This window comes from Streptomyces sp. NPDC000880 (genome assembly GCF_053599675.1).
Genome location: NZ_JBSFMS010000039.1, coordinates 1 through 26,127, shown reverse-complemented (window position 1 = coordinate 26,127; position 26,127 = coordinate 1). Strand labels below are relative to the sequence as shown.

At 67.6% G+C, this 26,127-nt stretch carries 26 protein-coding genes, 2 pseudogenes and 1 riboswitch; of the genes and pseudogenes, 21 read left to right on the top strand and 7 right to left on the bottom strand.

The features are described 5' to 3' along the window. Positions 1-150: 150 nt before the first annotated feature. The 3 genes from ACWDO5_RS15675 to ACWDO5_RS15665 all read left to right on the top strand — a co-directional run bounded on the left by ACWDO5_RS15675 (position 151) and on the right by ACWDO5_RS15665 (position 2,844). On the top strand, positions 151-654 hold the full coding sequence (locus tag ACWDO5_RS15675) for an ATP-binding protein (protein WP_450530824.1): 504 nt from the start codon (positions 151-153) through the stop codon (positions 652-654). Between the two features lie 229 nt (positions 655-883). Then, positions 884-1,654, top strand: a complete 771-nt coding sequence (locus ACWDO5_RS15670) for a polysaccharide deacetylase family protein (protein WP_450530823.1) — start codon at positions 884-886, stop codon at positions 1,652-1,654. Then, positions 1,654-2,844, top strand: coding sequence for a YVTN family beta-propeller repeat protein (locus tag ACWDO5_RS15665; RefSeq protein WP_450530822.1), 1,191 nt, complete (start codon positions 1,654-1,656; stop codon positions 2,842-2,844). The genes ACWDO5_RS15670 and ACWDO5_RS15665 overlap by 1 nt, the downstream gene beginning before the upstream one ends. 116 nt (positions 2,845-2,960) lie before the next feature. On the opposite strand, the gene ACWDO5_RS15660 is transcribed toward ACWDO5_RS15665, so the two are convergent. After that, positions 2,961-3,599: a GNAT family N-acetyltransferase gene (locus ACWDO5_RS15660; RefSeq protein ID WP_450530821.1), complete on the bottom strand. Its 639-nt coding sequence runs from the start codon at positions 3,597-3,599 to the stop codon at positions 2,961-2,963. Between the two features lie 82 nt (positions 3,600-3,681). On the opposite strand from ACWDO5_RS15660, the gene ACWDO5_RS15655 reads away from it, so the two are divergent. Further along, positions 3,682-3,897, top strand: a complete 216-nt coding sequence (locus tag ACWDO5_RS15655; RefSeq protein ID WP_450530820.1) for an EF-hand domain-containing protein — start codon at positions 3,682-3,684, stop codon at positions 3,895-3,897. 55 nt (positions 3,898-3,952) lie between these two features. On the opposite strand, the pseudogene ACWDO5_RS15650 reads toward ACWDO5_RS15655, so the two are convergent. After that, positions 3,953-4,196 (bottom strand): annotated as a pseudogene (locus tag ACWDO5_RS15650) (hypothetical protein); the annotation flags it as partial. A gap of 503 nt (positions 4,197-4,699) precedes the next feature. Between ACWDO5_RS15650 and ACWDO5_RS15645 the strand changes: the two are divergent. The 12 genes from ACWDO5_RS15645 (at position 4,700) to ACWDO5_RS15590 (ending at position 15,330) form a co-directional block, all read left to right on the top strand. Beyond that, positions 4,700-5,536, top strand: a complete 837-nt coding sequence (locus ACWDO5_RS15645; protein ID WP_450530819.1) for an alpha/beta fold hydrolase — start codon at positions 4,700-4,702, stop codon at positions 5,534-5,536. A 176-nt stretch (positions 5,537-5,712) separates the two neighbouring features. Beyond that, positions 5,713-6,951, top strand: coding sequence for an IS701 family transposase (locus tag ACWDO5_RS15640; protein ID WP_450530841.1), 1,239 nt, complete (start codon positions 5,713-5,715; stop codon positions 6,949-6,951). Positions 6,952-7,289: 338 nt separating this feature from the next. Then, the gene (locus ACWDO5_RS15635; protein ID WP_450530818.1) at positions 7,290-8,216 is read left to right on the top strand and encodes a formate/nitrite transporter family protein; all 927 of its coding nucleotides are present in this window, start codon (positions 7,290-7,292) and stop codon (positions 8,214-8,216) included. Between the two features lie 319 nt (positions 8,217-8,535). Further along, positions 8,536-9,072, top strand: a complete 537-nt coding sequence (locus tag ACWDO5_RS15630; protein WP_450530817.1) for an OsmC family protein — start codon at positions 8,536-8,538, stop codon at positions 9,070-9,072. Between the two features lie 299 nt (positions 9,073-9,371). Next, on the top strand, positions 9,372-9,815 hold the full coding sequence (gene cynS / locus ACWDO5_RS15625; RefSeq protein WP_450530816.1) for a cyanase: 444 nt from the start codon (positions 9,372-9,374) through the stop codon (positions 9,813-9,815). Between the two features lie 61 nt (positions 9,816-9,876). Continuing rightward, positions 9,877-10,971, top strand: a complete 1,095-nt coding sequence (locus ACWDO5_RS15620) for a hypothetical protein (RefSeq protein ID WP_450530815.1) — start codon at positions 9,877-9,879, stop codon at positions 10,969-10,971. Then, the gene (locus ACWDO5_RS15615; RefSeq protein ID WP_450530814.1) at positions 10,959-11,630 is read left to right on the top strand and encodes an RNA polymerase sigma factor; all 672 of its coding nucleotides are present in this window, start codon (positions 10,959-10,961) and stop codon (positions 11,628-11,630) included. The genes ACWDO5_RS15620 and ACWDO5_RS15615 overlap by 13 nt, the downstream gene beginning before the upstream one ends. After that, positions 11,627-11,911: a hypothetical protein gene (locus ACWDO5_RS15610; RefSeq protein ID WP_450530813.1), complete on the top strand. Its 285-nt coding sequence runs from the start codon at positions 11,627-11,629 to the stop codon at positions 11,909-11,911. Before ACWDO5_RS15615 ends, ACWDO5_RS15610 begins: the two co-directional genes overlap by 4 nt. Next, positions 11,908-12,471, top strand: a complete 564-nt coding sequence (locus ACWDO5_RS15605) for a flavin reductase family protein (RefSeq protein ID WP_450530812.1) — start codon at positions 11,908-11,910, stop codon at positions 12,469-12,471. The genes ACWDO5_RS15610 and ACWDO5_RS15605 overlap by 4 nt, the downstream gene beginning before the upstream one ends. A 353-nt stretch (positions 12,472-12,824) precedes the next feature. After that, on the top strand, positions 12,825-13,145 hold the full coding sequence (locus ACWDO5_RS15600) for a rhodanese-like domain-containing protein (RefSeq protein WP_450530811.1): 321 nt from the start codon (positions 12,825-12,827) through the stop codon (positions 13,143-13,145). Between the two features lie 5 nt (positions 13,146-13,150). Further along, positions 13,151-14,563 carry a rhodanese-like domain-containing protein gene (locus tag ACWDO5_RS15595; protein ID WP_450530810.1) on the top strand — a complete coding sequence of 471 codons (1,413 nt, stop codon included), beginning with the start codon at positions 13,151-13,153 and terminating at the stop codon, positions 14,561-14,563. Continuing rightward, the gene (locus ACWDO5_RS15590; protein ID WP_450530809.1) at positions 14,560-15,330 is read left to right on the top strand and encodes a sulfite exporter TauE/SafE family protein; all 771 of its coding nucleotides are present in this window, start codon (positions 14,560-14,562) and stop codon (positions 15,328-15,330) included. The genes ACWDO5_RS15595 and ACWDO5_RS15590 overlap by 4 nt, the downstream gene beginning before the upstream one ends. A 293-nt stretch (positions 15,331-15,623) precedes the next feature. Here ACWDO5_RS15590 and ACWDO5_RS15585 read toward each other — a convergent pair whose 3' ends face one another. From ACWDO5_RS15585 to gcvT, 4 genes are all read right to left on the bottom strand, one after another. After that, on the bottom strand, positions 15,624-16,991 hold the full coding sequence (locus ACWDO5_RS15585) for an L-serine ammonia-lyase (protein WP_450530808.1): 1,368 nt from the start codon (positions 16,989-16,991) through the stop codon (positions 15,624-15,626). 151 nt (positions 16,992-17,142) lie between these two features. Next, entirely contained in the window at positions 17,143-18,405 is a 1,263-nt protein-coding gene (glyA, locus tag ACWDO5_RS15580; RefSeq protein WP_450530807.1) for a serine hydroxymethyltransferase, read from the bottom strand. 11 nt (positions 18,406-18,416) lie between these two features. Further along, positions 18,417-18,794, bottom strand: a complete 378-nt coding sequence (gene gcvH, locus ACWDO5_RS15575; RefSeq protein ID WP_450530806.1) for a glycine cleavage system protein GcvH — start codon at positions 18,792-18,794, stop codon at positions 18,417-18,419. Positions 18,795-18,855: 61 nt separating this feature from the next. Next, entirely contained in the window at positions 18,856-19,989 is a 1,134-nt protein-coding gene (gene gcvT / locus ACWDO5_RS15570; RefSeq protein ID WP_450530805.1) for a glycine cleavage system aminomethyltransferase GcvT, read from the bottom strand. A gap of 149 nt (positions 19,990-20,138) precedes the next feature. After that, positions 20,139-20,236, bottom strand: a riboswitch (glycine riboswitch). A gap of 148 nt (positions 20,237-20,384) precedes the next feature. Here gcvT and ACWDO5_RS15565 point away from each other — a divergent pair. From ACWDO5_RS15565 to ACWDO5_RS15545, 5 genes are all read left to right on the top strand, one after another. Beyond that, on the top strand, positions 20,385-21,074 hold the full coding sequence (locus tag ACWDO5_RS15565) for an AAA family ATPase (protein ID WP_450530804.1): 690 nt from the start codon (positions 20,385-20,387) through the stop codon (positions 21,072-21,074). Positions 21,075-21,178: 104 nt separating this feature from the next. Next, positions 21,179-21,949 carry an enhanced serine sensitivity protein SseB gene (locus ACWDO5_RS15560; RefSeq protein ID WP_450530803.1) on the top strand — a complete coding sequence of 257 codons (771 nt, stop codon included), beginning with the start codon at positions 21,179-21,181 and terminating at the stop codon, positions 21,947-21,949. 100 nt (positions 21,950-22,049) lie between these two features. Then, positions 22,050-22,862, top strand: a complete 813-nt coding sequence (locus ACWDO5_RS15555) for an enhanced serine sensitivity protein SseB C-terminal domain-containing protein (protein ID WP_450530802.1) — start codon at positions 22,050-22,052, stop codon at positions 22,860-22,862. Positions 22,863-23,218: 356 nt separating this feature from the next. Beyond that, a complete protein-coding gene (locus ACWDO5_RS15550; protein ID WP_450530801.1) occupies positions 23,219-24,217 on the top strand; it encodes an ABC transporter permease in 999 nt (332 codons plus the stop codon). Between the two features lie 57 nt (positions 24,218-24,274). Further along, positions 24,275-26,026, top strand: a complete 1,752-nt coding sequence (locus ACWDO5_RS15545) for an ABC transporter substrate-binding protein (RefSeq protein WP_450530800.1) — start codon at positions 24,275-24,277, stop codon at positions 26,024-26,026. Between the two features lie 27 nt (positions 26,027-26,053). On the opposite strand, the pseudogene ACWDO5_RS15540 reads toward ACWDO5_RS15545, so the two are convergent. Further along, positions 26,054-26,127 (bottom strand): annotated as a pseudogene (locus ACWDO5_RS15540) (acyl-CoA dehydrogenase family protein); the annotation flags it as partial.

Here is a 26,127-nt window from a genome sequence, read left to right as displayed (position 1 = left end):
AGCAAGGCGATCAGGGCAGCTCAGGATGGGCGTGAGAGCCTGCATGCGGCCACGGTTCATATGCCATCCGATATCCCGGAGTAGCCGATTCGGGGGCCCCATTCCGCCGGAACGGCCCCGGAATTCGCTCGTTGCGGCCATGATGGGGGCATGGCGGGCCTCGAAGGTGTGGAACAACCGCAGCAGCGCGGCAGCGCTGCCGCGGCGCGATGGTTGCCTGCCGTCGAGGACGAACAGGCTCTCAGAGCACTGGAGTTGTTCGGCAGTCCCACGGACGAGGAAATCAAGCTGCCCTCCCGCCCCGAGTCCGCCGCCACCGCGCGCCGGCTGACCCAGTGCGTGGTGCTCCGCCAGTGGGCCCTCCCCTCGCAGACCGCCGAGCACGCGGTGTTACTGGTCTCGGAGCTCGTCGGTAACGCCGTACGGCACACCGGGGCGCGGGTCTTCGGGCTGCGGATGCTGCGCCGCCGCGGCTGGATCAGGATCGAGGTCCGCGATCCTTCGCGCGGTCTGCCCTGTCTGATGCCGGTCCAGGAGATGGACATCAGCGGCCGCGGGCTCTTCCTCGTAGACAAGCTCTCCGACCGGTGGGGCGTGGATCTGCTGCCGCGCGGCAAGACCACCTGGTTCGAGATGCGGGTCTCCGACCGCTGACGCCCACCCGGATCCAGCGACCCGGATACAGCGACCCGGGCAGCGTGACCCGGGCAGCGTGACCCGGGCAGCGTGACCCGGGCAGCGTGACCCGGGCACACGGAAGCCCCCTGAGCGGGGGCTTCTGTGGAGCGCCGTGGATTGTGGGGGTGTATCCACGGCAGCTTACGACGACCTGGCCCGGGTCAATCGTTATCTTTTGTCTGATTCGCCCTTACTGTGCTTTCCCGTGAGCTCGATCGACCGCCGCAGCGCACTGCGCGCAGGAGTGGGGGCCGCCGCCGCGGGCGCCCTCGCCACAGGCTGTACCGACGGCGGTCCCGCCCCGATGCCGCCCGCCGCGCCTGCCCCGCCGTCCCGCGGTCCCCGTCCCGCACCCGCCCCCCGCCGGTTCCCCGGGCAGCCCGCCGAGATCGCGCACGGCCCACGCGACCGCGACAGCGTGGCCCTCACCTTCCACGGCCAGGGCGACCCGGCCACCGCCAAGGCCGTGCTTGCCGAGGCCGAGCGGGCCGGCGCCCGCATCACTGTGCTCGTCGTCGGCGACTGGCTCGACCAACATCCCGAGCTCGCCCGCCGGATCCTCGACGGCGGCCACGACCTCGGCAACCACACCCAGCGCCATCTGGGCATCTCATCGATGTCCGAGACCGAGGCGTACGCCGAGATCACCAACTGCGCCGAGCGGCTGCGCCGGCTCACCGGCTCCATCGGCAGCTGGTTCCGACCCTCCCGTACGCAGTACGCCACCCCCCTCGTCGCGAAACTCGCCCACCGGGCCGGCTACCCGCACGTCCTCTCGTACGACGTCGACTCCCTCGACTTCACCTCGCCCGGCGCCACGGCCGTCACCCGCAACGTCACCCGGCAGATCCAGCGCGGGTCTGTGGTGAGCCTGCACTTCGGCTATGCGGACACCGTCGCCGCACTGCCCGGCCTCCTCGACGACCTCGACCGCCGCCGACTGCGCGCGGTGACGACCACGGAGCTGCTGACCTGATGCACCCGATCATTCCCCTCACCAAGAGAACCACCGCGCTGCTCGCCGGGGCGCTGCTCGCCCTGCTCGTCCTGTTCGTGGGCTGCAGCTCACACGGCGACGAGGCGGAGGTGCGCCACACCAGGGCCGCCGCCAAGCCCAACAAGGCTGTCGCCCCGGCCGGACTGCCCGGCATGCCGCCGGTGCTCGACCCGAAGGACATCTACTCCGCCAACCGGCCGGGCAAGCTCTCGCCGGCGGTCAAGGGTTTCCCGTCCCGGGTGTACGTCCCCAACACCAACTCCAACACTGTCTCGGTCATCGACCCCACCTCGTACAAGGTCATCAGGACGATCCCGGTCGGTGTCCAGCCGCAGCACGTCGTCCCGTCCTGGGACATGAAGACGCTCTGGGTCAACAACAACCGCGGCCACACGCTCACCCCGATCGACCCGGCCACCGGAGTCGCGGGCAAGGCGGTCGAGGTGCACGACCCGTACAACCTCTACTTCACGCCCAACGGCAAGTACGCCATCGTGATGGCTTCCCTTGACCGCGAACTCGTCTTCCGTGACCCGCACACCATGAAACAGGTCAAGACGACCCCGGTCTCCTGCTACGGCGTCAACCACGCGGACTTCTCCGCCGACGGCAGGTACTTCGTCGTCTCCTGCGAGTTCTCCGGCGAGCTGCTGAAGGTCGACACGGAGAAGATGGAAGTCATCGGCCGGCAGAAGCTGCCCTTCCACGGCGCGATGCCGCAGGATGTGAAGCTTTCCCCGGACGGCAGGACCTTCTACATCGCCGACATGATGGCGCACGGCATGTGGGTGCTCGACGGCGACAGCTTCCTGACGCCCCAGCTGCTGCCCACCGGCAAGGGCTGCCACGGCCTCTACATCAGCCGTGACTCCAAGGAGATGTACGTCCCCAACCGTGGCGAGGGCTCCATCTCGGTCTTCGACTTCAAGCAGAACAAGCTCACCAAGAAATGGTGGCTGCCCGACGGCGGCAGCCCCGACATGGGCGGCGTCTCGGCGGACGGCAAGGTGCTGTGGCTGTCCGGGCGTTACGACTCCGAGGTGTACGCGATCGACACCACCACCGGCAAGCAGCTGGCCCGTATCGCGGTGGGCAGCGGCCCGCACGGACTCGCGGTCTACCCGCAGCCCGGCCGCTACTCGCTCGGCCACACGGGTGTCTTCCGGTAAGGCGCGTGCACATGCGCCCCGGTCCGGACGGCCAGTCCGAGCCCGGGGCATATCCGTAGGGCGGGATGATCTTCCGTCCTACGGAAAAGGTAGTTGAAGCCCGTTCTGTCGCCTGTTCAGCCCGCCACGAACAGCGCCTCGGAGCCCACCGGTTTGAAGCCCGCGGCCTGGAAAGTCCGCACGCTGCGGGCGTTCCCCGGCGACTGCTGGGCCCACACGACGGAGTCCGGCACCAGATGGCGGGCCGCCAGCGCGAGCGCCACGCCCAGGCCGAGGCCGCGCGCCCGCTCGTCCACCTCGATCGCGGTCTCCCAGCGGCCGGCCACGCCCCGGCCGAGCACCACCACTCCGCCGTCGGCGGCCCAGACCCGTACGCCGTCACGGAACTTCAGGGCCCGCGCCACCCGCGGGTGGTCCGGGTCCTCGATCTCGCGCAGCTCGAGATCGGGCCTGCCCGGCAGCGCCCCGGCGACCGTCAGCATGTCGATGGTGTTCATCGAGCGGCCGGTGCGGGCCAGCATGGCGGCCAGGAACGCCGGGTTCATCGCGGCGGCAAGCCGGTCGGAATCGGTCGCGGCGAGCTCCGCCCGTACCCACTCGGGATCCTCGTCCGTGAAGATCACCGAGTGCGCGGTGAACGCCACCACGCCCGCGTCGCGCGCGTTCGGCTGCCCGATCACGGTTGTGGAACCGTCCGGTGGCGGGAACTCCCCGGCCGCCGCGGCTGCCAGAATCCTCGCCAAAGCTTCGCTCATCCCGCGTACCTCCTCGTCCTAAGTCTCCACCAGGCCGTTAATCTGACCTCCGTCAGTAATGCACCAAGAAGGGGCGGAAGCAGTGGCGGACATCGAAGAGGCGCGCCGGGCGTTCGAGCGGTACGACGTGAACGGCGACGGCCTGATCACGGCGGCGGAGTACAAGAGCGTGATGGCGCAGCTGGGGGACTTCAATGTCACCGAGACGGTCGCCGAGGCAGTGATCAAGACCAAGGACACGAACGGCGACGGTCAGTTGACGTTCGAGGAGTTCTGGGGCTCGCTCAACAAGGGCTGAACAAGGCCTGAACCACCGGGGGGCACCTCCCAGGCCGAAGGCTCTGGGGGAGGCTCCTCGGCCGGGCCGGGGACCCACCCGGGAGTTCACCGGCCCTCGGCCGCCAGGGCGTCGTCCAGCGTCGGCGGCGTACGGAACACTTCGAGCACCGCGTGACCACGTCCAGACATGCCCCCGATGAGCGTGGCCGCGACAATGTTGCCCGAGATGCCGCTCCCGGACCCGCAAGCCTCCAGCCGGATCCGCTCCCGCGCGGCTCTCCCGGCGTCGGTCAGGCCGCCGCCCTGCGCGTATCCCACGGCCCACAGCTACCGACCCGACCTTGGTCGGAGCGGGAGTCTGCCTGCTCTTGCTCTGCCACCCTCTGGTTGAGCACCGAGAGCCTGTACATCACTCGATGCCCCATTCGGAAGCTCGGCGGTCCTTGGCGTCGGTGCCGCCGTACATAAAGAGCGCTTTCTCCGTCTCCCTGCTGGAACGCGTCTGTTTCGCTTCCTTTGCGCCTGTCTGATCCCAAGACGCTCCCATCGACCCCTGCTTGCGCCCCGCACCGCCGTGAGGCTAATACTCCAGCTGTAGATCGTGATCATGTTGCTGGTCGGCGGTGGTAGTGGCTGGTGCGGGCGAGGTGGCGGTGTTGGTGGCGTCGTCGCCAGCGAGTCCAGTCGAGCCCGTAGGCGAGGCGTCGAGCCGGTGTGGTGGTCAGGAGTTGAGCAGGCGGGCGATGAGTTTCCTCGCCGGCCGGAGTCCTACCCCCGTCGCCGCGAACGCGGACGGCCTCTCGAGGTAAGGACGACCAGCTATGACCACCACCCACGCCCTCGAAGTCCCGGGCGGGCGCCTGCACTACGAGGTCCGCGGCGCGGGGCCGCTGCTGCTGGTCATGGGAGCGCCGATGGCCGCCGCGGACTTCGCACCGCTGGCCGACGCGCTCGCAAGTGACCATACCGTCGTCACCCACGACCCACGGGGCATCTCGGGCAGCCCCCTCGACGACCCCGAGCAGGACTCCACCCCCGAGCTGCGGGCGGACGACGTCGCCGCCCTCATGGACACCCTCGGAGCCGAGTCCGCCGACGTGTTCGGCAGCAGCGGCGGCGCGGTGACGGGGCTCGCGCTGGTCGCGCGGCATCCCGGGCGGGTGCGGACGCTCGTCGCTCACGAGCCTCCCCTGCTAGAGCTGCTCTCCGACGCCCCCGAGCGGCGCACCGAGGTCGACGACATGATCGAGACCTTCCACAGGGAGGGCGTGGAGGCGGCGTGGAAGAAGTTCATGGCCAGCGCCGGATTCGATGACGGCGACGACGGTACCCCCGCTCCGCCGCCAAAGGAGCCCTCGCTGCAGGACCTCGCCAACAGCGCCCGCTTCTTCGGCCATGAGCTGCGGGGCACCACCCGCTACCTGCCCGACGTCGCCGCATTGACGGCCGGCCGGACCCGTGTCGTCGTCGGCATCGGAGTCGCCTCGGGCGGCCTGGACACGTACCTGACCTCCACGGCGCTGGCCAAGCTGCTCGGCACGCCGCCGGTCGAGTTCCCCGGCGACCACGGCGGCTTCCTCGTGCAGCCGATGGAGTTCGCCGAGGTGCTGCGGAAGGTGCTGACGGGTGAGGGAGCGAACGAGCCGTTCGCACGCTAGTACTCCGCACACTCCGTGTGCGGCAAGCTGTAGATGGTGATCTTTCTGGTGGGGGCCGGTCCGGGAACGGGGGCGGCCACCGCTGATCATCGTGAGTTGTGTGGACTTACGAAGAGACGGTGGCCGCAGGCCACAGCATAGATCCCGGCCGTTGGCGGGAGTCGTTCGAGGCGGTCATGGGTCGTATCGCGGGCCGGTTCGCGCGGGTTGAGCCCCGGCTTCGGGCCCGACGGTTGGTGCTGGGACTGCTGTCGGACTTACCGCGTAAGAACTGCTGGACGATCGCGGAGTGGGCCGGGGAGGCGAACCCGCACGGCATGCAGCATCTGTTGTGCCGGGCCTCTTGGGACGCGGATGCGGTCCGTGACGATGTCCGTGAGTACGTCGTCGAGCATCTCCACGACGATGCTGCGGTACTGGTCGTGGATGAGACCGGCGACGTGAAGAAGGGGGTCCACACCGTCGGGGTCCAGCGCCAGTACACCGGAACCGCGGGGCGGATCGAGAACTCGCAGGTCGCCGTCTATCTCGTCTACGCCGGCGCCCGCGGCCACGCGGCGGTGGACCGGGAGTTGTACATCCCGCGCTCCTGGACCTCCGACCCCGATCGCTGCCGGACAGCGGGACTCGGCGAGGACACGATCTTCGCGACCAAGCCTCAGCTGGCCACCGCGATGATCGAACGGTTCCTGGACGCCGGACACCGGGTCGGCTGGGTGACCGGCGACGAGGTTTACGGCGGCAACCCGAAACTGCGGTCCGCTCTGGAGGAACGCGGCATGGGCTATGTGCTCGCGGTGGCCTGTTCGACCGACGTGACCACCGGGGCAGGCAAGTTCCGCGCCGACACCCTGGCGGCCAAGCTGCCCGAGAGAGCCTGGCAGAAGCTGTCCGCCGGACGCGGCGCGAAGGGCCACCGCTTCTACGACTGGGCCGTCGTCGATCTCGCCGATCCGGCGCCGGGCAACCGCCAGCTGCTGATCCGCCGCAACCGAACCACCGGTGAACTCGCCTACTATCTCTGCCATTCCGTCGATTCCGTACCGCTGAGCACCCTGGTCAAGGTCGCCGGCTCCAGGTGGCGTGTGGAAGAGACCTTCCAGACCGAGAAACGGCTGGCCGGGCTCGACGAGCACCAGGTCCGCCATTACCCCTCCTGGAGCCGTTGGGTCACCCTGGCAATGCTCGCCCACGCCTTCCTCGCCGTGGTTCGCGCCGACGAACACGCACGCCACCCTGCACCGGACGGCCTCATCCCGTTGACCTGCAACGAGATCCAGCGCTTGTTCCTCACCGTCGCCGTCCGACCTCTCCACGGCCTGGCCCACCGGCTTGGCTGGTCCGACTGGCGACGCCGCCACCAGGCACGATCACAGACCAGCCATTACCGACGACAAGCCGCAACCCAGACATGAAGATCACGATCTACGGCTGGAGTACTAACCGGTACTACTCGCTTCGCCGAAGCCATGGTGGTGATCTCGTCGCCGTTGACCTCGCCTCAGGTTGGAGCGGAAAGACGTCGTGTAAACGAATTGTTTCCGACACTGGGCGCCGAATTTCGTTTGCATTGCCGGGCATTGCTCTGGTGTTAAGACTTGGGCTCGGGCGATCTGGACGCCGATTGACGCGTAACGCCGAGCCGTTCGGGGCGAACTACGTGTGCGAATCGATGGCTAGTCGCTTCTCGTAGATCATCCGCGTGCGCGGAACGAGTACCCACATCGCTCGTCGCGTCGACCAAAGGAGACTCATGACGAACACGGTTGCTGCAACTCAGAAGCAGGCCCGGCTCATCAGCTCGGGTGATGGGTCTCCGGCGCTCCTCGACCCGTTCGAGCCGCACCCTTTGAGCGTCGCGCTTCACCGTGCCGCGGATGTTGCCATGGAGAAGGTGCCGGCGCCGGTCGCCCATTTTCTGCGATCGCTCGTCGGCGGTGCCATGGTGGCTTTCGGAGTGCTTCTCGCACTGTCGGTGAGCACAGGCATCCAGACACCGGGTCTGGCGAACTTGCTCATGGGCCTGGCCTTCGGATTCTCGTTCGTCCTCATCCTGGTGTCCTCCATGTCGCTGATCACCGCAGATATGGCGGCGGGCCTCGTCGCGATCTTGGAACGCCGCATGACTCCGCTGCAGTATCTTCGCTTCATGTGCTTGGGCTGGACCGGAAACATCATTGGCGCATTCGTCTTCGTTGGTATCGCTGCCGGTGCCGGTGGCCCCTACACGTCGGTTCCGTTCCTTTCGCATGCATACACGGTTGGTTTGGCCAAGAGCGGGACGTCCAATTTCTCGACGTTCCTGCTCGCGCTAATCTGCACCTGGTTCCTGCAGACGGCCATGTTCATGTTCTTCAAAGCGCGGACGGACATTGCCCGTATGTCATTCGCTTTCTACGGCCCGTTCGCCTTCGTCATCGGCATGACCCAGCACGTCATCGCCAACGTGGGGTTCATCAGCTTTCCTCTTCTGCTCGAGTTCGCCCACCCGTCCGGCGCCCTCCCGGACGTCGCCACCAGCCTTTCCTGGGGTATGGGTGACCACGGGCTGCTGCGCAACCTCCTCTGGGCGACGCTCGGCAACCTGGTCGGCGGCACGGTTTTCGTGGCGGGTCCGTTCTGGCTGATCGCCACCATGGAAAAACGGCATACCGGCGTCGCCGCGACCCGCAACGCCTGAGCCACCGCGCCCGAAGGCATTGTCGGTGTCCGGCCGAGCCGTGTCGGGCTTGCGGCGCCCGCACCGCCGTACACCAAGGCTGGTCCGGGAGCCGGCCCGCCGTCACCGGCCGGCTGACGCCATCCGTGCCGGAAATGTTTCTCTGAAGTGCCTCTTATGTGTCAAGCATGTAAATCGGAAAGTCTGCAAACTTTTTTCGCGGATCCGTGTAACGGCAGGACAGGTACCGAGAACTACCGCTGTGCTCATCCAAATTCGGGAACGCGCCCCAGGCGCTGCCCGCGCCGACGTGCTCGTCGGCCACACGGAAGGACCCACGATGTCTGACACCATCAATGCTCTCGCCGGGATCGACACGGAGGGCTTGGCGCGGCTGTCGGAGAGTGCCAAGGCGGACCCTTCGGTGGGACACAAGACACTCAAGGCCACGACGACTTGCGAGGGGGGTTTCCGCAACTTCACCCAGATCCGCACCCTGGAGCCGGTCCTCGTGTCGGAGCCCTGCCACCTTCTCGGTGACGACGCCGCACCCAACCCCTCCGAGATGGCACTGGCTGCACTCGGTTCCTGCGTCTCCGTGGGGCTGCTCGCCAACGCGACGTCCCGAGGCGTCACGCTGAGCAAGATCGAGGTCGCCATGGAGGGCGACATCGACATCTCCGCGGTCTGGGGTGTCGGAGACACCCCAGAGGGCAAGGTGCCGGGATTCACTGCCGTTCGCTGCGCCATCACGCTCGCGGGCGACGCCAGTGAGGCCACACTCCAGGAAATCAAGGAGAACGCGATGGTGTGGTCTCCGGTGGTCAACACGTTCGCTCGCCCCGTCCAGATGAGTTCGACACTGACCATCGGCTGACCGGGGCACCCCTGCCTTTCTGTATGGGGCCGTCGATATTCGACGGCCCCATACAGGAAATTGGACGCTGTTGAATCCTCTCGTAGGAATCTTCTCATGGCGATGGGAAATACCGTGCGGGTCGCCGAATGAAACCGCATAAGCATGTGGGATCGACCACTATAACGACCAACTACCTGGATGAAATGGGCGTTCATACGCCCGAAACAACTCGACGGTAACGTATAACGTCGCTGGCCGACCGAACGGTCGAATTCATCTTTTCTCTGAATATTCCGGGGAGGACCACAATGGACCCGATGGTAAGCAAGGAAGAAGCCGCAAAAATCGTTGCCGTCGCGCGTGTCCGCGCGGGAGTGACCTGGGAGCACATCGCGGAGCAGATCGGCAAGCCTGCCGTGTGGACGACCGCGGCACTCCTCGGGCAACACCCGATGACCAGGGGCGATGCGGTGGCCGTTGGGGCTCTGCTTGGTTTGGACAATGAGGTCGTGGAAGCGCTGCAGATGCAGCCCTACCGTGGACCAGGCGAACAGATAATTCCCACGGACCCGACCATCTACCGCTTTTACGAAGCTTTGATGGTGTACGGGCCGGCGCTCAAGGAACTGATCCACGAGAAGTTCGGTGACGGAATCATGAGCGCCATCAATTTCAATCTCGAGGTCGAGCGACGCTCCGACCCCGCGGGTGACCGGGTCGTCGTCACCCTGGACGGAAAATTCCTCGACTACCACTGGTGAACGCGGCCGTCAGCCGAGTGTCCGCCACGCGAAGTCCCCACCCACGACCGGAGGAACCCAGATGACTACTGATCAGCAAGTGCAGCCCATAGCGCAGGCGAACCGTTCCCTCGGCATGCTTTCCGAGCAGCTCTGCGAGGAGATCGCAGGCCAGGCCGACGCACTTGATCGCGGTGAACGTGACGCACGTCCGGTGCTCAGCGCTCTGGCCGGAGAGGGGCTGCTGGACCTGGGCGCCCCCCGCAACCACCACGGTGAGCTGGAAGCGATGGCCGCGGTCATCTCGAGCCTCTCGGAACGGTGCATGAGCTCGGCGTTCACCACCTGGGCCCACCGGATGACCATTGAGTACCTCACCGTCGCCGCCACCCCGTATGCGGAGAGCCTGCTCCCTCAGCTGCGTTCCGGTCAGACACCCGGTATCACCGGCATGGCATCGTCGTTCCGTGATCTCGCGGGCTGCGGCACGCTCGAGATCACCGCGACCGAAGACGGTGACGGCTACCTGCTGAACGGGCCGATCCGGTGGGCGTCCAACCTCTACGCCGATGCCTTGCTCGTCACCGGAGCGCGCACCGACAAGGGCGACAAGATCATTTTCGCGCTGCCGCTCGCCACTGAGGGGATCAAGGTCGGGAAGTCGTTCTCCCTCCTGGCGCTGGGCAGCACCGCCTCGTCGTTCCTGTCCCTGACCGATGTCCGGATCGGCGCCGAGCAGGTGCTGACGAGCGACTTCGACGCCTTCCTGACCTCGGTGCGGCCCACGTTCATGGTGCTGCAGACGGCGATGTGCCTCGGGCTGGCCCGCACTTGTCTCGCCAACGCGCGGGCGTCCCTGGTTGGCGTCAACTCGGTGTTCACCACCGAGGTGGAATCCATGGCGGGCAAGATAGCGCTGGTCAACGCCGCGATGATGAAGGCGGCGCACAGTGTCGGGGGACTCGTCCCGCCGACCCGTGCGGAGCTCCTGGCCATGCGGCTGGCCGCTGCCGAGGTGGCCACCGGTACAGCGACTCTCGAGGCGAAGACCGCCGGAGGCAAGGGCTATGCCAGCAGCTCGGGTGCGAGCCGTCGCTATCGCGAAGCCGCCTTCATACCCGTGCAGTCCCCCTCGGAGTCGCAGCTCCGCTGGGAGTTGGCCGCATGCGGGCAATGATCGGTGAGCAGGCCGAGATGACTGCGAGGTCGTCGGACGACGCGGAGCTCGCCGGGGAACGGCTGCTGCTCGCGGAGCAGATCGCGTCGCTGTACCCGGGCATGCTCCGCTTCGCCCGGACCATCGTGCCGCCTGCTCTCGCGGAGGACGTGGTGCAGGAGACGTGGATCGCCGCCCTCAAAGCGGTGCACACGTTCGAGGCCCGCTCGTCTCTGCGTACCTGGATCTACGCGGTGCTGCGGAACAAGGCGCGTCAGGCGCTCGGAAGCGAGATCCGACGCCGGACCGTCGAGACCGAGGAGGCGACGGACGAGGGCGATCCGCTCGCCGGCCGCCTGCATCCGCCCGGTCATCCAGACGCGGGCCACTGGTCGCTGCCGCCGTCCACCCGTTTCATACCCGAAGAGCGCGCAGTCACCGCGGAGCTTCGGGTCAAGGTGCTCGAAGCCCTGGACAAACTGCCGCAGCGGCAGCGGAGCGTGGTGCTGCTGCGTGATGTGGAGGGTTTCAGTGCCGAGGAGGTGTGCGACCTCCTCGACCTCGACCCGGGCAATCAGCGCATTCTGCTGCACCGCGGCCGAGCGAAGCTCCGCGCTCACATTGAGTGTTATCAGTTCGGGCGTGGATGCCCTGACAACGAATCAGGGAGTTGGTTGTGAAGATCGGTGAGAATTTCGACGCGGCCAACGCTGCTGCGATCGACTGCATCGACTTCCTTCCCCTCGTCGACGACCTGCTCGAAATCGACGACGAGGGATGGAACGCTCAGGTCGTGCGCCATCTCGAGGAATGTCCACCGTGCCGAATCTTCCTCGAGCAGCTCCAAGACCTGCGACGGATTCTGCGCGCACAGGTCGAAGAATCGCTTCCCCTGTCCGACCCCCGAATCCGAATGCTGCTCACCCATGCCTGTTCTACCCGAGAGGACGACCGTTCGTGAACAGTACCGTTTTCGCCGCGGCAGAAGTACTCGACGACGCCCTCACCGGTGAGTGGACCCGGGGGGAACCGGTCGACCCGAATTCGCTGCGGAAAACCGCTGGTACCTTTCCCAGCGGCGTGACCATCATCACCACGACGTCGGGCGGCAAGCCGGTCGGGCTGACGATCAGTTCGTTCGCCTCGGTGTCGCTCGATCCTCCGTTGCTACTGGTGTGCGTCGCGCGTTCCGCCAGCAGTCTGCCCGCGTTCCGGGTCGGCGGACCGATGGGTGTCAACGTGCTGGCCAACGACCAGGCATGGCTGGCCAAGCGCTTCGCCAGCCGCCAGGAGGATCGGTTCGCCGGCGTCGAGTTGCAGCCCGGCTCCCAAGACGTCCCGCTGCTGGAGGGCGTCGCCGCGTGGCTGAACTGCCACATCGCGCGCATCTACGACGGTGGCGACCACGTCATCCTCCTCGCGCGGGTGCACACCGTCCACCGCTCCGGTGCGCAGCCGTTGCTGTACCACTCGGGGAAGATGCACGACTGGGCGATAGCGGCCATGGAGAGGACCCCTTGATGGTCGGCCTGTGCGTGATGCAGTCGGGCCGGCAAGACGGTGCTTGCCACCGCCACGCGCCCACCCGTCTCCCGTGGGCCGGCCACCACGTTGCGACCTCGGTCGGGCTGAACGCGTAGCCGTAGCGGAGTCCTGATCGTCCCGGAGGCTCCGGCAGGTCACGGCCATCGATGTCCGCTATGTGTTGATTTATGTCACGGGTGACGGCGACGCCGCGACGATCGGGAAAGACGTTTCACGCGCCATTTCACCCAGAGCGGGGGCGATCTCTTGAAGAATCCCTTTGCTGCGAGCTTCCGGCCCGTCATCGAATTCACCGGCGGGGGCCATGAGAAGAATGGAGAGAATCCACCATGAGCACCTGGACGGCGCCAGAGGCCGATCTGGCAGACGTTGTTGAAGCCCACCGCAGTGGTGCGACCATCATTGATGTTCGTGAGCCCGACGAGTTCGCCGGTGGACATGTGCCCGGCGCGGTCTCCATCCCGTTGAGCGTCCTGAGTGAACGACTCTCCGACATCGAATCCGCTGATTTCGTCTACGTCATCTGCAGGTCAGGAAAGCGCAGTCTCAGGGCCGCATCCATGTTGATCGCCGCGGGATACACAGCTGTCTCGGTCGCGGGCGGCACGGATGCCTGGTCGCGTTCCGGACAGCCCATCACAGGGAGTTGACTGTCATGCTGCTCGAGCAGTACTACCTCGCATGCCTTTCGCACGCCTCTTATCTCATCGCAGATGAACGCTCCGGCGACGCGGTCGTCGTCGATCCGCAGCGGGACATCGCCGGTTACCTCGATGATGCCCGGCGAGCAGGCCTGCGGATCGTCGGCGTCATCAACACGCATCTACACGCCGATTTCGTCTCCGGTCACCTCGAACTGGCAGACGCCACCGGAGCCTGGATCGGTTTCGGTGCGCGGGTGCAGACCGACTACGCGATCCGGCGCCTTTCTCACGGCGACCACATCAGTCTCGGTGAGGTCGATCTGGAAGTGCTGGAAACACCCGGCCACACCTGGGAGTCGATCAGCATCCTTGTCCGCGAGACGCCGGCTGACGACCCCTACGCGGTGCTCACCGGCGACTCCTTGTTCGTCGGCGACGTCGGGCGCCCCGACCCCGCCGCGGTAGTTGCAGGCGCCGAAGCGTACGAGTTGGCCCGCGCCCAGTACCGATCGGTCCACCGCGTCCTGATGGCGCTGCCCGACGCGGTGAGGGTGATGCCCGCGCACGGCGCCGGGTCCTCGTGCGGAAAGAACCTGTCCACCGAGACCACCTCCACGATCGGTGACGAGCGGCTGACGAATCCGTCGGTGCAACGGATGACCGAAGAGGAGTTCGTCACTCGCGTCACCTCCGGCCAACCGGCGGTTCCGGACTACTTCGCGGTCGATGTCACGCTCAATCGCCGGATGCGCCCTGTCCTCGACCCGCAGATCAGCGTCGACGAACTGACCGGTCCGCGACTTCGCGACGCTCTCGCCAGCGGTGCCAGCCTCCTCGACACGCGCGATCCGGAGACGTTCGCGGCCGGGCACCTGCGCGGAGCGGTCAACGTCGGTCTCGACGGGCGTTTCGCGGAGACTGCGGGCACGGTGCTCCGGCACGGTGACCAGATCGTCGTCATCACGGTCGACGGGCGTGCGCGGGAATCCGTCCTGAGGCTGGCCCGGATCGGTTACGACACGGTGATCGGACACGTCGACGCGACTCACGGATTCCCCGACGAGCTGCGGGACCTGATCCAGGCCGCGGATCGTCTCTCGGTCCAGAGCTTCGATCAGGTCCGCGACGACCTGACGGCGCTGGACGTGCGCAACGCGGGAGAACGGGAGGCAGGCGCTATACCCGGTTCCATCCATATTCCTCTGGCGGAGTTGTCCCGCCGCCACGCCGAAGTGCCGGCCGGCCGTGGAGTCGTGGCGTACTGCGCCGGCGGGTGGAGGTCGAGTGTCGCTGCGAGCCTGCTACGCGCCTACGGCCACCGGGAGGTCACGGACCTGCAGGGCGGATTCGCCGCATGGCAGACGACGACCCGCCGGCCGGCCTCCGGTGACGCCGTCCGTGTTCTCGCGGACAGTGACCGGTGACGTCGCTGGCCATCACCGTCGTCGCCGGTGTCCTCATCGGAGCGATCCTGGGGACTGTCGGCTCGGGCGGATCGATACTCGCCGTGCCTGCTCTCGCCTACGGAGTGGGCCTCCCCCTGCATGAGGCGATGGCCACCGCCCTCCTCGTCGTGTTCGCCGCGTCCGTCACCTCGGTCGTCCCCCGGCTGCGCGGCGGGGTCGACTGGACGGCCGCGGTGCTGATGGCCCTCAGCGGAATCCCGTTCGCGCTGGCGGGAAGCGTACTGGGCCAGCGGTTGAGTGACGTGGCGCTGACGCTGACGTTCGCCGCGGTACTGCTGCTTGGGGCCGGGCTCGTCCTGAAAGGTTCGGAGAGCGGAGAGGCCGCGGCGGATCGGTCCGAATTCCAGCGGGCGGACCTACGGCGCACTGTTCCCCGTGGTGTGTCCATGGGCGCCGCGGTGGGTACGCTCACCGGAATACTGGGTGTCGGCGGCGGATTTCTCATCGTGCCCGCGCTGACCATGGCGCTGGAGCTTCCCATGCCGCTGGCTGTGGGAACATCGCTGGTCGTCATTGCGATCAACTCGGCAGTGGGATTCGCCAGCCACCTGGCCGGAACCCACCTGGACTGGACCATCACACTGGCCTTCGCGGCGGCGACGATGGGTGCGGCGCTCCTGTCGTCGAGACTGTCGTTGAAACTGCCTGCCGGCACCATCAGACGAGTGTTCTGCGGTGTCGTGATCTTCGTCTCCACGGTCATGGCCGTGAAGGCCATCGTGTAGGCCCGTAGGCACCGCGCCGAGAGTGCTCAGTCGTCGACCGCCGCACATGGAAGCCCAGTTCGGGGCGTATCCGCTCGGCCGACCAGGATTGCGAGAGTTCCTCGCCCCGCAGGCCGATGACGCGCCGTCTTCTGTGGTCGGGCAGTGCGCTTTCCCGGGGGAGTCGCTTTCCCAGGGACTCTTCAGGGACTTTCAGCTCTGTCAGGGGGACTTTTCAGGGACGACCGCCGTGTGGACGGGTAAGCCCCTGACAGAGCTGAAAAGCTGAGAAATTGCTGATCAGGCGTGGTTTCTCAGCACTCGATGATGTTCACCGCGAGGCCGCCGCGCGCGGTCTCCTTGTACTTCACCGACATGTCCGCGCCGGTGTCCTTCATCGTCTTGATGACCTTGTCCAGCGAGACCTTGTGGCTGCCGTCGCCGCGCATCGCCATCCTCGCCGCCGTCACGGCCTTCACCGCCGCCATGCCGTTGCGCTCGATGCACGGGATCTGGACCAGGCCGCCGACCGGGTCGCAGGTCAGGCCGAGGTTGTGCTCCATGCCGATCTCCGCGGCGTTCTCGACCTGCTCGGGGGTGCCGCCCAGCACCTCGGCGAGTGCGCCCGCGGCCATCGAGCAGGCGGAGCCGACCTCGCCCTGGCAGCCGACCTCGGCGCCGGAGATGGAGGCGTTCTCCTTGAAGAGCATGCCGATCGCGCCGGCGGCCAGCAGGAAACGGACCACGCCGTCCTCGTCGGCGCCGGGCACGAAGTTCATGTAGTAGTGCAGCACGGCCGGGATGATGCCCGCGGCGCCGTTGGTGGGTGCGGTGACAACGCGGCCGCCCGCGGCGTTCTCCTCGTTCACGGCCATCGCGTACAGCGTGATCCACTCCATGGAGCGGGCCAGAGGGTCGCCCTCGGCGCGCAGCTGGCGGGCCGAGTTGGCCGCGCGGCGGCGGACCTTGAGACCGCCGGGCAGGATGCCTTCGCGGGACATGCCGCGCGAGACACAGGCCTGCATGACCCGCCAGATCTCCAGCAGGCCCTCGCGGATCTCCTCCTCGGAGCGCCATGCCTTCTCGTTCTCCAGCATCAGCGCCGAGATGGACAGGCCGGTCTCCTGGGCGAGCCGCAGCAGCTCGTCACCGGTGCGGAAGGGGTACTTCAGCACGGTGTCGTCGAGCTTGATCCGGTCCTCGCCGACGGCGTCCTCGTCAACGACGAAGCCGCCGCCCACCGAGTAGTACGTCTTTTCCAGAACCGTCGCACCCTCGGCGTCGTACGCGAAGATCGTCATTCCGTTGGCGTGGTACGGCAGGGTCTTGCGGCGGTGCAGCACCAGATCCTTGTCGAAGTCGAAGCCGATCTCGTGGACGCCGAGCAGACTGATCCGGCCGCTGGTACGGATGCGCCCGACCTGCGCGTCCGCGGTCTCGACGTCGACAGTGCGGGGGGAATTGCCCTCCAGGCCGAGCAGGACGGCCTTGGGGGTGCCGTGGCCGTGGCCGGTCGCGCCCAGGGAGCCGAAGAGCTCTGCGCGTATGGCGGCGGTGTGGGCCAGCATGCCCTCGTTCTTGAGCCGCCGGGCGAACATGGCGGCGGCGCGCATCGGGCCGACTGTGTGGGAGCTGGACGGGCCGATGCCGATCGAGAACAGGTCGAAGACCGAGATGGCCACGGAGAACTCCTAGAGGGTTGGTAGACGCCGTTGTCTGCCGGGGTGGTGCAGAAGCGAGCTGGTACACGGTGCGGGGCACCGCGCGCACTGTCCAGTGCGCGCGGTGCCCCCTGGGTCCGTACAAAAGCGTTTCGTACAAAAGTGTACGGAACTACTTCAGGCCGGGGTAAAGCGGGTGCTTCGCGGCCAGCGCCGAGACCCGGGCGCTCAGCGCCTGAGCGTCGTACGACGGCTTCAGTGCCTCGGCGATGATGTCCGCGACCTCGCGGAAGTCCTCGTCCTGGAAACCGCGGGTCGCCAGCGCCGGGGTGCCGATCCGCAGACCCGAGGTGACCATCGGCGGCCGCGGGTCGTTCGGAATTGCGTTCCGGTTGACGGTGATGCCCACCTCGTGGAGGCGGTCCTCGGCCTGCTGGCCGTCCAGCTCGGAGTTGCGCAGGTCGACCAGGACCAGGTGCACATCGGTGCCGCCCGAAAGGACGGAGACGCCGTGCTCGGTCACATCGTCCCGGACGAGACGCGCGGCGAGGATCCGGGCGCCGTCGAGGGTGCGCTGCTGGCGCTCCTGGAACTCCTCGGACGCCGCGACCTTGAAGGAGACCGCCTTCGCCGCGATGACGTGCTCCAGCGGACCGCCCTGCTGGCCCGGGAAGACCGCCGAGTTGATCTTCTTGGCGAGCTCCTGTGTGGACAGGATCACACCGCCGCGCGGGCCGCCGAGGGTCTTGTGCGTGGTGGTGGTGACGACATGGGCGTGCGGCACCGGGTTGGGGTGCAGTCCGGCGGCGACGAGACCCGCGAAGTGGGCCATGTCGACCATCAGATACGCGCCGACCTCGTCGGCGATCCGGCGGAAGGCCGCGAAGTCCAGGTGACGCGGGTACGCGGACCAGCCGGCCACGATCAGCTTCGGCTTCGACTCCTTGGCGAGTCGCTCGACCTCGGCCATGTCGACCTGACCGGTGGCGTCGTCGACGTGGTACGCGACCACGTTGTAGAGCTTGCCGGAGAAGTTGATCTTCATGCCGTGGGTCAGGTGCCCGCCGTGGGCGAGGTTCAGACCCATGATCGTGTCGCCCGGCTTGAGCAGGGCGAACATCGCGGCCGCGTTCGCCTGGGCGCCCGAGTGCGGCTGGACGTTGGCGTGCTCGGCGCCGAAGAGCTCCTTGATGCGGTCGATGGCGATCTGCTCGATGACATCGACGTGCTCGCAGCCGCCGTAGTAGCGGCGGCCCGGGTAGCCCTCGGCGTACTTGTTGGTGAGAACGGAGCCCTGCGCCTCCATGACCGCGACCGGAGCGAAGTTCTCCGACGCGATCATCTCGAGGGTGGACTGCTGACGGTGGAGCTCGGCGTCGACAGCGGCGGCGACGTCGGGGTCCAGCTCATGGAGAGGGGTGTTGAGAACAGACATGCCATACGTCCTTAGGAGCCGGAGAACTCGGTGTACTCGTCGGCGGAGAGCAGGTCCTTCTGCTCCTCCACGACGCGCACCTTGAAGAGCCAGCCGCCCTCGAAGGGAGCGGAGTTCACCAGCGACGGGTCGTCGACGACATCCTGGTTGGCCTCGACGACCTCACCGCTGACCGGGGAGTACAGGTCGCTGACCGATTTGGTCGACTCCAGCTCGCCGCAGGTCTCGCCCGCGGTCACCGTGTCACCGACCTCCGGGAGCTGTACGAACACCACATCGCCGAGCGCGTTGGCCGCGTGCTCCGTGATGCCGACCGTCGACACGCCGTCATCGGCGGGCGACAGCCACTCGTGCTCCTTGCTGTAGCGCAGCTGCTGGGGGTTGCTCATGACCTGAATTCTCCTGTACGCGGGGGAGTGCTGGTGAACGGGCCCGGTGTGGTGCCGAGGATCACTTCTGGCGCTTGTAGAACGGCAGCGCGACGACCTCGTACGGCTCGTGGGAGCCGCGGATGTCGACGCCGACGCCCTCGGTGCCGGGAGCGGCGTGCGCGGCGTCCACGTAGGCGATGGCGATCGGCTTGCCCAGCGTCGGCGACGGGGCGCCCGAGGTGACCTCGCCGATCACCTGACCGTCTGCGACCACCTGGTACCCGGCGCGGGGGACCCGGCGGCCCTCGGCGATCAGGCCGACGAGCCGCCGCGGCGGGTTGGTCGCCGCGCGCTCGGCGGCGGCCTCAAGGGCATCGCGGCCGACGAAGCGCCCACCGTTGGCCGTCTTCTCGAACTTCACGACCCGGCCCAGGCCCGCGTCGAAGGGGGTCAGCGCGGTCGTCAGCTCGTGCCCGTACAGCGGCATGCCCGCCTCCAGGCGCAGCGTGTCGCGGCAGGAGAGGCCGCAGGGGATCAGACCGGCCGGCGCTCCGGCCTCGGTCAGCGCCTGCCAGAGCTTCTCGGCGTGCTGAGGCTCGACGAAGAGCTCGAAGCCGTCCTCGCCGGTGTAACCGGTGCGGGCGATCAGCGCCGGGACGCCGGCGACCGTGCCGGGCAGGCCCGCGTAGTACTTCAGCCCGTCCAGGTCGGCGTCGGTCAGCGACTTCACAATGCCCGGGGACTTCGGACCCTGGACGGCGATCAGGGCATACGCGTCACGGTCGTCGCGCACCTCGGCGGCGAAGCCGTCGGCGCGGGAGGTCAGCGCGTCCAGCACCACCTGGGCGTTGCCCGCGTTGGCGACGACGAGGTATTCGGGGGCCTCGGTCTCGCCGAGGCGGTAGACGATCAGGTCGTCGAGGATCCCGCCGTCCTCCTGGCAGATCATGGTGTAGCGGGCGCGGCCGACGGCGACGCCGCCGATGTTGCCGACCAGTGCGTAGTCGAGGAGATCGGCGGCCTGCGGCCCGGTGACGGTGATCTCGCCCATGTGGGAGAGGTCGAAGAGGCCGGCCCGGGTGCGGACGGCGTTGTGCTCGTCGCGCTCACTGCCATACCGCAGCGGCATGTCCCAGCCCGCGAAGTCGGTCATGGTCGCGCCCAGCGAACGGTGCAGGGCATCGAGGGCGGTCAGACGGGGGGCGTTGCTCATAGATGTGGCTCCCAGGGCATGGCCGATGAGGACGATCCTCCCCATCTGTCATCGGAACCTGAGAGGTTCGTCGCGACCGCACGTATTGGTGGTCGTGACTTGCACCTTGGGTGGAGCCACTCGACAGCGGCTCGCTTTTCAGATCTGCCTCATCACACGCGGTACGGGGCCTGAGAGATTCAAGGGAGGGACTTGCTCCTTCGGCGCCCGGCGCACACCGTGGCCAGGACTCTCCCGCGTGGATTCAAGCGGCCGGTATGCAGTTTGCGCCGACATCATTGCACGCATCGTGGCGGAGTGGGGCGACAGGCCCTTGGCTGCAATATGGTTGTGCCGCATTACCGTTTCTTTACACTTCATGGGCAAGGGTGCGTAACCCGACATGGGGGAGGGTGATGACGTTGCAGCGGTCCGAGGCGTACGCGACGACCGCGGGGGTGCCCGCCCCGCCGGGCGCGGCTGCTCGGCGACTGGCCAAGGCGCCCGCGCCCGTGCTGCATGACCTGAGAGACCGCTCGGGGCGCAGCCCGCGCAGTCTGGTCTTCGCCGACGGTGACGTAGTGGTCGTCTCCGGCCTGCCCGGCAGCGGAAAGTCCACGTTGATCCGGCGCGCGGCGCGCGCCCGCGGCATCGACTCGCAGGACGCCCGGGACCGATGGGACGCGCGGATGCCGAAGCTCCTGCCGTACGCCGTCTACCGCCCGCTGGTCCGGATCGCGCACTACGCCGGACTGCGGCGCGCCTTGCGCTCCGGCGGGAGCGTCGTCGTACACGACTGCGGCACGCAGGCCTGGGTGCGGCGCTGGCTGGCCCGCGAGACGCGCCGCCGCGGCCGCGGCCTGCATCTGGTGCTTCTTGACGTCACGCCGGCGGTGGCCAGGGAGGGCCAGCGCGAGCGCGGCCGCGGAGTGTCGGGGTACGCATTCGCCCGGCACCGGCGGGCGGTGGGCCGTCTGGTCGGCGACGCGGAGGCCGGGCGGGTGCCGGCGGGCTGCGCGTCGGCGGTGCTGCTGGACCGGGACTCGGCTGGGGCGCTTGACCTGGTCGGCTTCGAGGAGTCGAGATCAAGCTCGTCCGGCGATTGAGGACAAGCGGGGCCGAATGCCCCGCCCCCGGCCGCCCGGGCGGGCCCCCACGGCGTTAGGGTCGTGCGCGCAACCGTGGGAACGCAGGGGGAGAAGGACAGCACATGCAGACACCGGAGCATCCGCATCCGCATCCGTACGGCGGCTGGCCGGCGAACGAGCTCGAAGAGGTGCTCGCCGCATCCCTCGGCAACCCCTCCGCAGGCGGCCGCCTCGTCGAGGTGCTCGGCCGCAGCCAGATCTGGGTGCCGCTGCCCAACGGCGGCGGCCCGGACAGCCCCGACCTCGATCTGCCCACCATGGAGGTCGACGGGGCGGCGTACGTCCCGGTCTTCAGCTCCGAGCAGCAGTTCCTGCACTGCGTCGGCAGCCATATGTCCTTCACCGTCGCCCCCGCCCGCGAATTCGCCCGCGGACTGCCCCCGCAGCTCGGCATCGCCGTGAACCCGGGCGGCACGGTCGGCGCCCCGCTGCCGCCGCCCGCCGTCGCCGAACTGTGCCGGGTGGGACGCCCGCCCCTCGAGGGTCCGGCGACCGGCGGCCGGGTGCGGCTCTTCGAGCCCGACTGGCAGGAGGAGCCGGTGGACTTCCTCGCCGCCGCGGCCGGTGAGTTCGAGAGCTCTGGTGTCGTCCTCACCGCCCGCCGCGCGCTCGCGTCCATTGAGGGCGAGTCGCCGACGCTGTTCATCGGCGTCCAGGTCTCCTCCTGGGAGACCGCCGAGCGCAATGCCCCGATGGATGCGCTCAGCCGGGCGCTGGGCCGGGCCCAGGTGGGCTGGCCGGTCAATCTCGTACTGCTGGATGTGGCGCAGGACCCCGTCGGTATGTGGATGCTGGAGCGGGTGCGGCCCTTCTATCAACGACAGCACGTGTAGTCGTCAAGTCGGCGTCAGAACTCCCGATTAAGCTGGTTTGATGGCCAGGTCGGACCCGCCGCATGCGTGCCGGGTGGATCGAAGAGGGGCGGAACCCAGGGTGAGTGCGTCAGGCACCGCGGCGGCCGGGCAGGTCGAGCACATGCTGCGCCAGGTGACTCCCGGACGCTACGACGCGTACGAGGCGCTGCTGCAGGCGATCGCCGACCCGGCGAGCGGCCGGCTCTGGATGCTGCTCTGGCACGGACAAGCGGGCTCGCCCGACGCCCAGTACGGGAATATGGAAGTCGACGGCGTCGGCTACGCCCCTTGCGTCACCTCCGCCCAGGAGCTCTCCGTCTCCGGCTGGAACCGTGCCCACGAAGTGGTCAGCGGTCCGGACGTCGCCCGCGCCCTGTTCCCCGACCGCTGGGGGATCTGGCTCAACCCGCACGCCCCCGGCGGCGGCGTCGGCATCCCCTGGCTCGATCTGCGCCGGATCGCCACCGGCCTCGACCGGATGCCTGCCGGACCCCTGCGGATGTCCGAACCGGCCATCGAGATCCCGCACTTCTACGGCCTGCTCTCGCAGAACGCTCACCGCACCGCCGCGGTCCGCTCGCTGCGCCGCGCCTGGGTGCAGCCCGCGCTCGGCGCTCCGTATCTCGCCATCGGGCTCGATCTGTACGACACCGGCAGGCAGTCCGTGGACGCGGTGCGCGCCATGATGCAGCAGTCGATCGCCGCGGTTCCGGACGGGCTGCCGGTGTCCACCGTCGCGATGTCCGACGACTACGACCCGGTGACGATGTGGCTGCGGGCCAACGCCCGTCCGTTCTACGACCGTGACGCCCACGGCGGCGCACCGGTCGTGGGCCTCTCCCCGGCGGAGCCAGGGGGCGGCTACGGCTACCCTCCGCCGCACGGCCGCTGAACGGGAGTAACCGACCGCCGTTCCCGGTCGCCAGGGGTGGCGTTGAACCGATGCCCGAGGCGTTCGAACCGCTCAGTCGATCCCGTTGTCCGCATAACGGAACGAGGCTGGCCACATCACGGTTGCGCATCCATTCCCCGTCAGGTCTGGCAGGTGATCGCGAGAGCGTTGAAGACTCCCCGCAAGCGTGGGGGCGTCGGACATGTGTGCAGTTGAGGTCGATGGTCTCAATGCCACCCGTCAAAACCACCCGAATCACCGGTAATTCAGGCAGCACCACCGACCGCACCGTCGACCCGGGGCGGGGCCGCCAACGCACCGTCGGCAACCGCCGGCACGGGCAAGCACGAGGGACGATGACCGCACCCATAGAGACCACTGGATCGCAGACCGATGTTGCGCCCGAGGCTGTGCTGCGGGGCGTCAAGGCCCAGCAGATCGAGGGCCGTTCGCTCGGGCAGATCGCCTGGACGCGCTTCAAGCGCGACAAGGTGGCCGTCGTCGGCGGCATTGTCGTGGTGCTGCTCATCCTGATCGCCGCCCTTTCCAGACCACTGCAGGCGATGCTAGGGCTCGACCCGAACCAGTTCCACCAGGACCTCATCGACCCCAACACCAGCCTCCCCAAGGGCGATTTCGGCGGAATGAGCTGGGATCACCCCCTGGGCGTCGAGCCGAAGTTCGGCCGTGACATCCTCGCCCGCATCCTCGAGGGTTCCTGGGTGTCCCTGGTGGTGGCCTTCGGTGCCACGATCCTGTCCAACGCCATCGGGACCATCCTGGGCGTCGTCGCCGGGTACTACGGCGGACGGGTCGACACGATCATCAGCCGCCTGATGGACACCTTCCTCGCGTTCCCGCTGCTGCTGTTCGCCATCGCCATCTCCGCCACGCTGCAGGGCGGCGCCTTCGGCCTTGAGGGACTGCCCCTCCACATCCTCGTGCTGATCTTCGTCATCGGCTTCTTCAACTGGCCGTACATGGGCCGGATCGTCCGAGGGCAGGCGCTGGCGCTGCGTGAGCGGGAGTTCGTGGACGCTGCGCGCGGGATGGGGGCCCGTGGCCCGTACATCCTCTTCAGGGAACTGCTGCCGAACCTCGTCGCGCCAATCATCGTCTACTCGACGCTGCTCATCCCGACCAACATCATCTTCGAGGCGTCGCTCAGCTTCCTCGGCGTCGGGATCCAGCCGCCCCAGGCCTCCTGGGGCGGAATGCTCGACCAGGCAAAGGACTTCTTCGAGGTCGACCCGCAGTACATGGTCGTGCCCGGCCTTGCCATCTTCGTCACCGTGCTGGCGTTCAACCTGCTCGGTGACGGCCTCCGGGACGCGCTCGACCCACGCAGCCGCTGACGGCCGCGCGGGCTGAGTCCCAACCAAGTTTCCGACAACGAAGGGGAACCGACCATCATGCGAAGGTCAGCAGTGGCCGCAATCGCGGTCATCAGCAGCGCGAGCATAGTGCTCGCCGGCTGCAGTAAGGCCGAGGACAAGAACGGCGGCGGAGGCAAGGCCGCCGGGGCCAATGCCGCCACCAAGGAGATGGTCAACGTCTCCGACAAGAAGGGCGGCACGGTCACCTACGCGATGGCCGACGCCCCGGAGTCCTTCGACCCGGGCAACACGTACTACGCCTTCATCTACAACTTCAGCCGGCTCTACGCCCGCCCGCTGATGACGTTCAAGCCCGCTCCGGGCGAGGCGGGCAACGAACTCGTCCCCGACCTGGCCGCGGCCAAGGGCGTGCCGAGCGACGGCGGCAAGACCTGGACGTACAAGATCCGCGCGGGCGTCAAGTACGACGACGGCACCGTGGTGACCTCGAAGGACGTCAAGTACGCCGTCGAGCGCTCCAACTTCGCGCGTGACACGCTGTCCCTCGGGCCGAACTACTTCCAGCAGATGCTGCTCGACCCGGCCAAGTACAAGGGCCCGTACAAGGACAAGAGCGACAAGGGCCTCGCCTCCATCGAGACCCCGGACGACACCACGGTCGTCTTCAAGCTCAACAAGCCCTTCGCGGACTTCGACTACCTGGTCAGCGCCCCGCAGACCGCCCCGGTGCCGAAGGCCAAGGACAAGGGCGTGGACTACACCAAGTCCATCGTGTCCTCGGGCTCGTACAAGTTCGAGAGCTACCAGGAGGGCAAGCAGGTCACCCTGGTCCGCAACCCGAACTGGGACGCCAAGACCGACCCGCTGCGCAAGCAGTACCCCGACAAGATCGTCCTGAACCTGAAGGTCAACCAGGCGACGATCGACAAGGACCTGCTGTCGGGTGCCACCCACGTCGACCTGGCGGGCCGCGGCGTCGACACGCAGACCCAGGCTCAGCTGCTCGGCAAGCCCGACCTGAAGGCGAGCACCGACAACACCGCCGGTGGCCGTCTCGTCTACACGGCGATCAACACCAAGGTCGCGCCGTTCAACAACGTCGAGTGCCGCAAGGCCGTGCAGTACGCCATCGACAAGGTCTCCGTGCAGACCGCGATGGGCGGCCCGGTCCGCGGTGACCTCGCCAGCACCGTGCTGCCGACCGACATCAAGGGCTACGTGAAGGCCGACACCTACGCCACCCCCGGCAACAAGGGTGACGTGGCCAAGGCCAAGGAGCACCTGAAGGCCTGCGGCCAGGAGAAGGGCTTCAAGACCGTCATCTCCGCCCGCAGCGACCGGCAGAACGAGGTCGACTCGGCAACGGCGATCGTCGAGTCCCTCAAGAAGGTCGGCATCAACGCGAGCATCAAGCAGTACCCGTCGAGCAAGTACTTCTCCGACTACGCGGGCGTCCCGACGTTCACGAAGAAGGAGGGCATCGGCCTCATCATGATGCAGTGGGGTTCCGACTGGCCGACCGGCTACGGCTACCTCCAGCAGATCGTGCACGGCAAGGCCATCGGCCAGTCCGGTAACACGAACCTGTCCGAGCTGAACGACCCGGCGATCAACAAGCTGCTCGACGACGCCATCGCGAACACCGACGAGGCGGCCCGCAACACGGCCTACACCGAGGTGGACAAGAAGGTCATGGAGCAGGCGGTCATCGTTCCGCTCACCTACTTCAAGGTCCTTCTGTACCGCTCGCCCACGGCCACCAACCTGGTCTCCACGGCTGCCTTCAGCGGTCAGTACGACTACCTCAACATCGGCACCACGAAGTAGTAGCCCCGGAAGGCAGGTGAAGGCATTGGTGACCAGGCAGTACGCCAGATGGTCGCCGCCCGAGCCGCCGTACTCCTCGTCGATCGTGAGCCCGAGGAAGC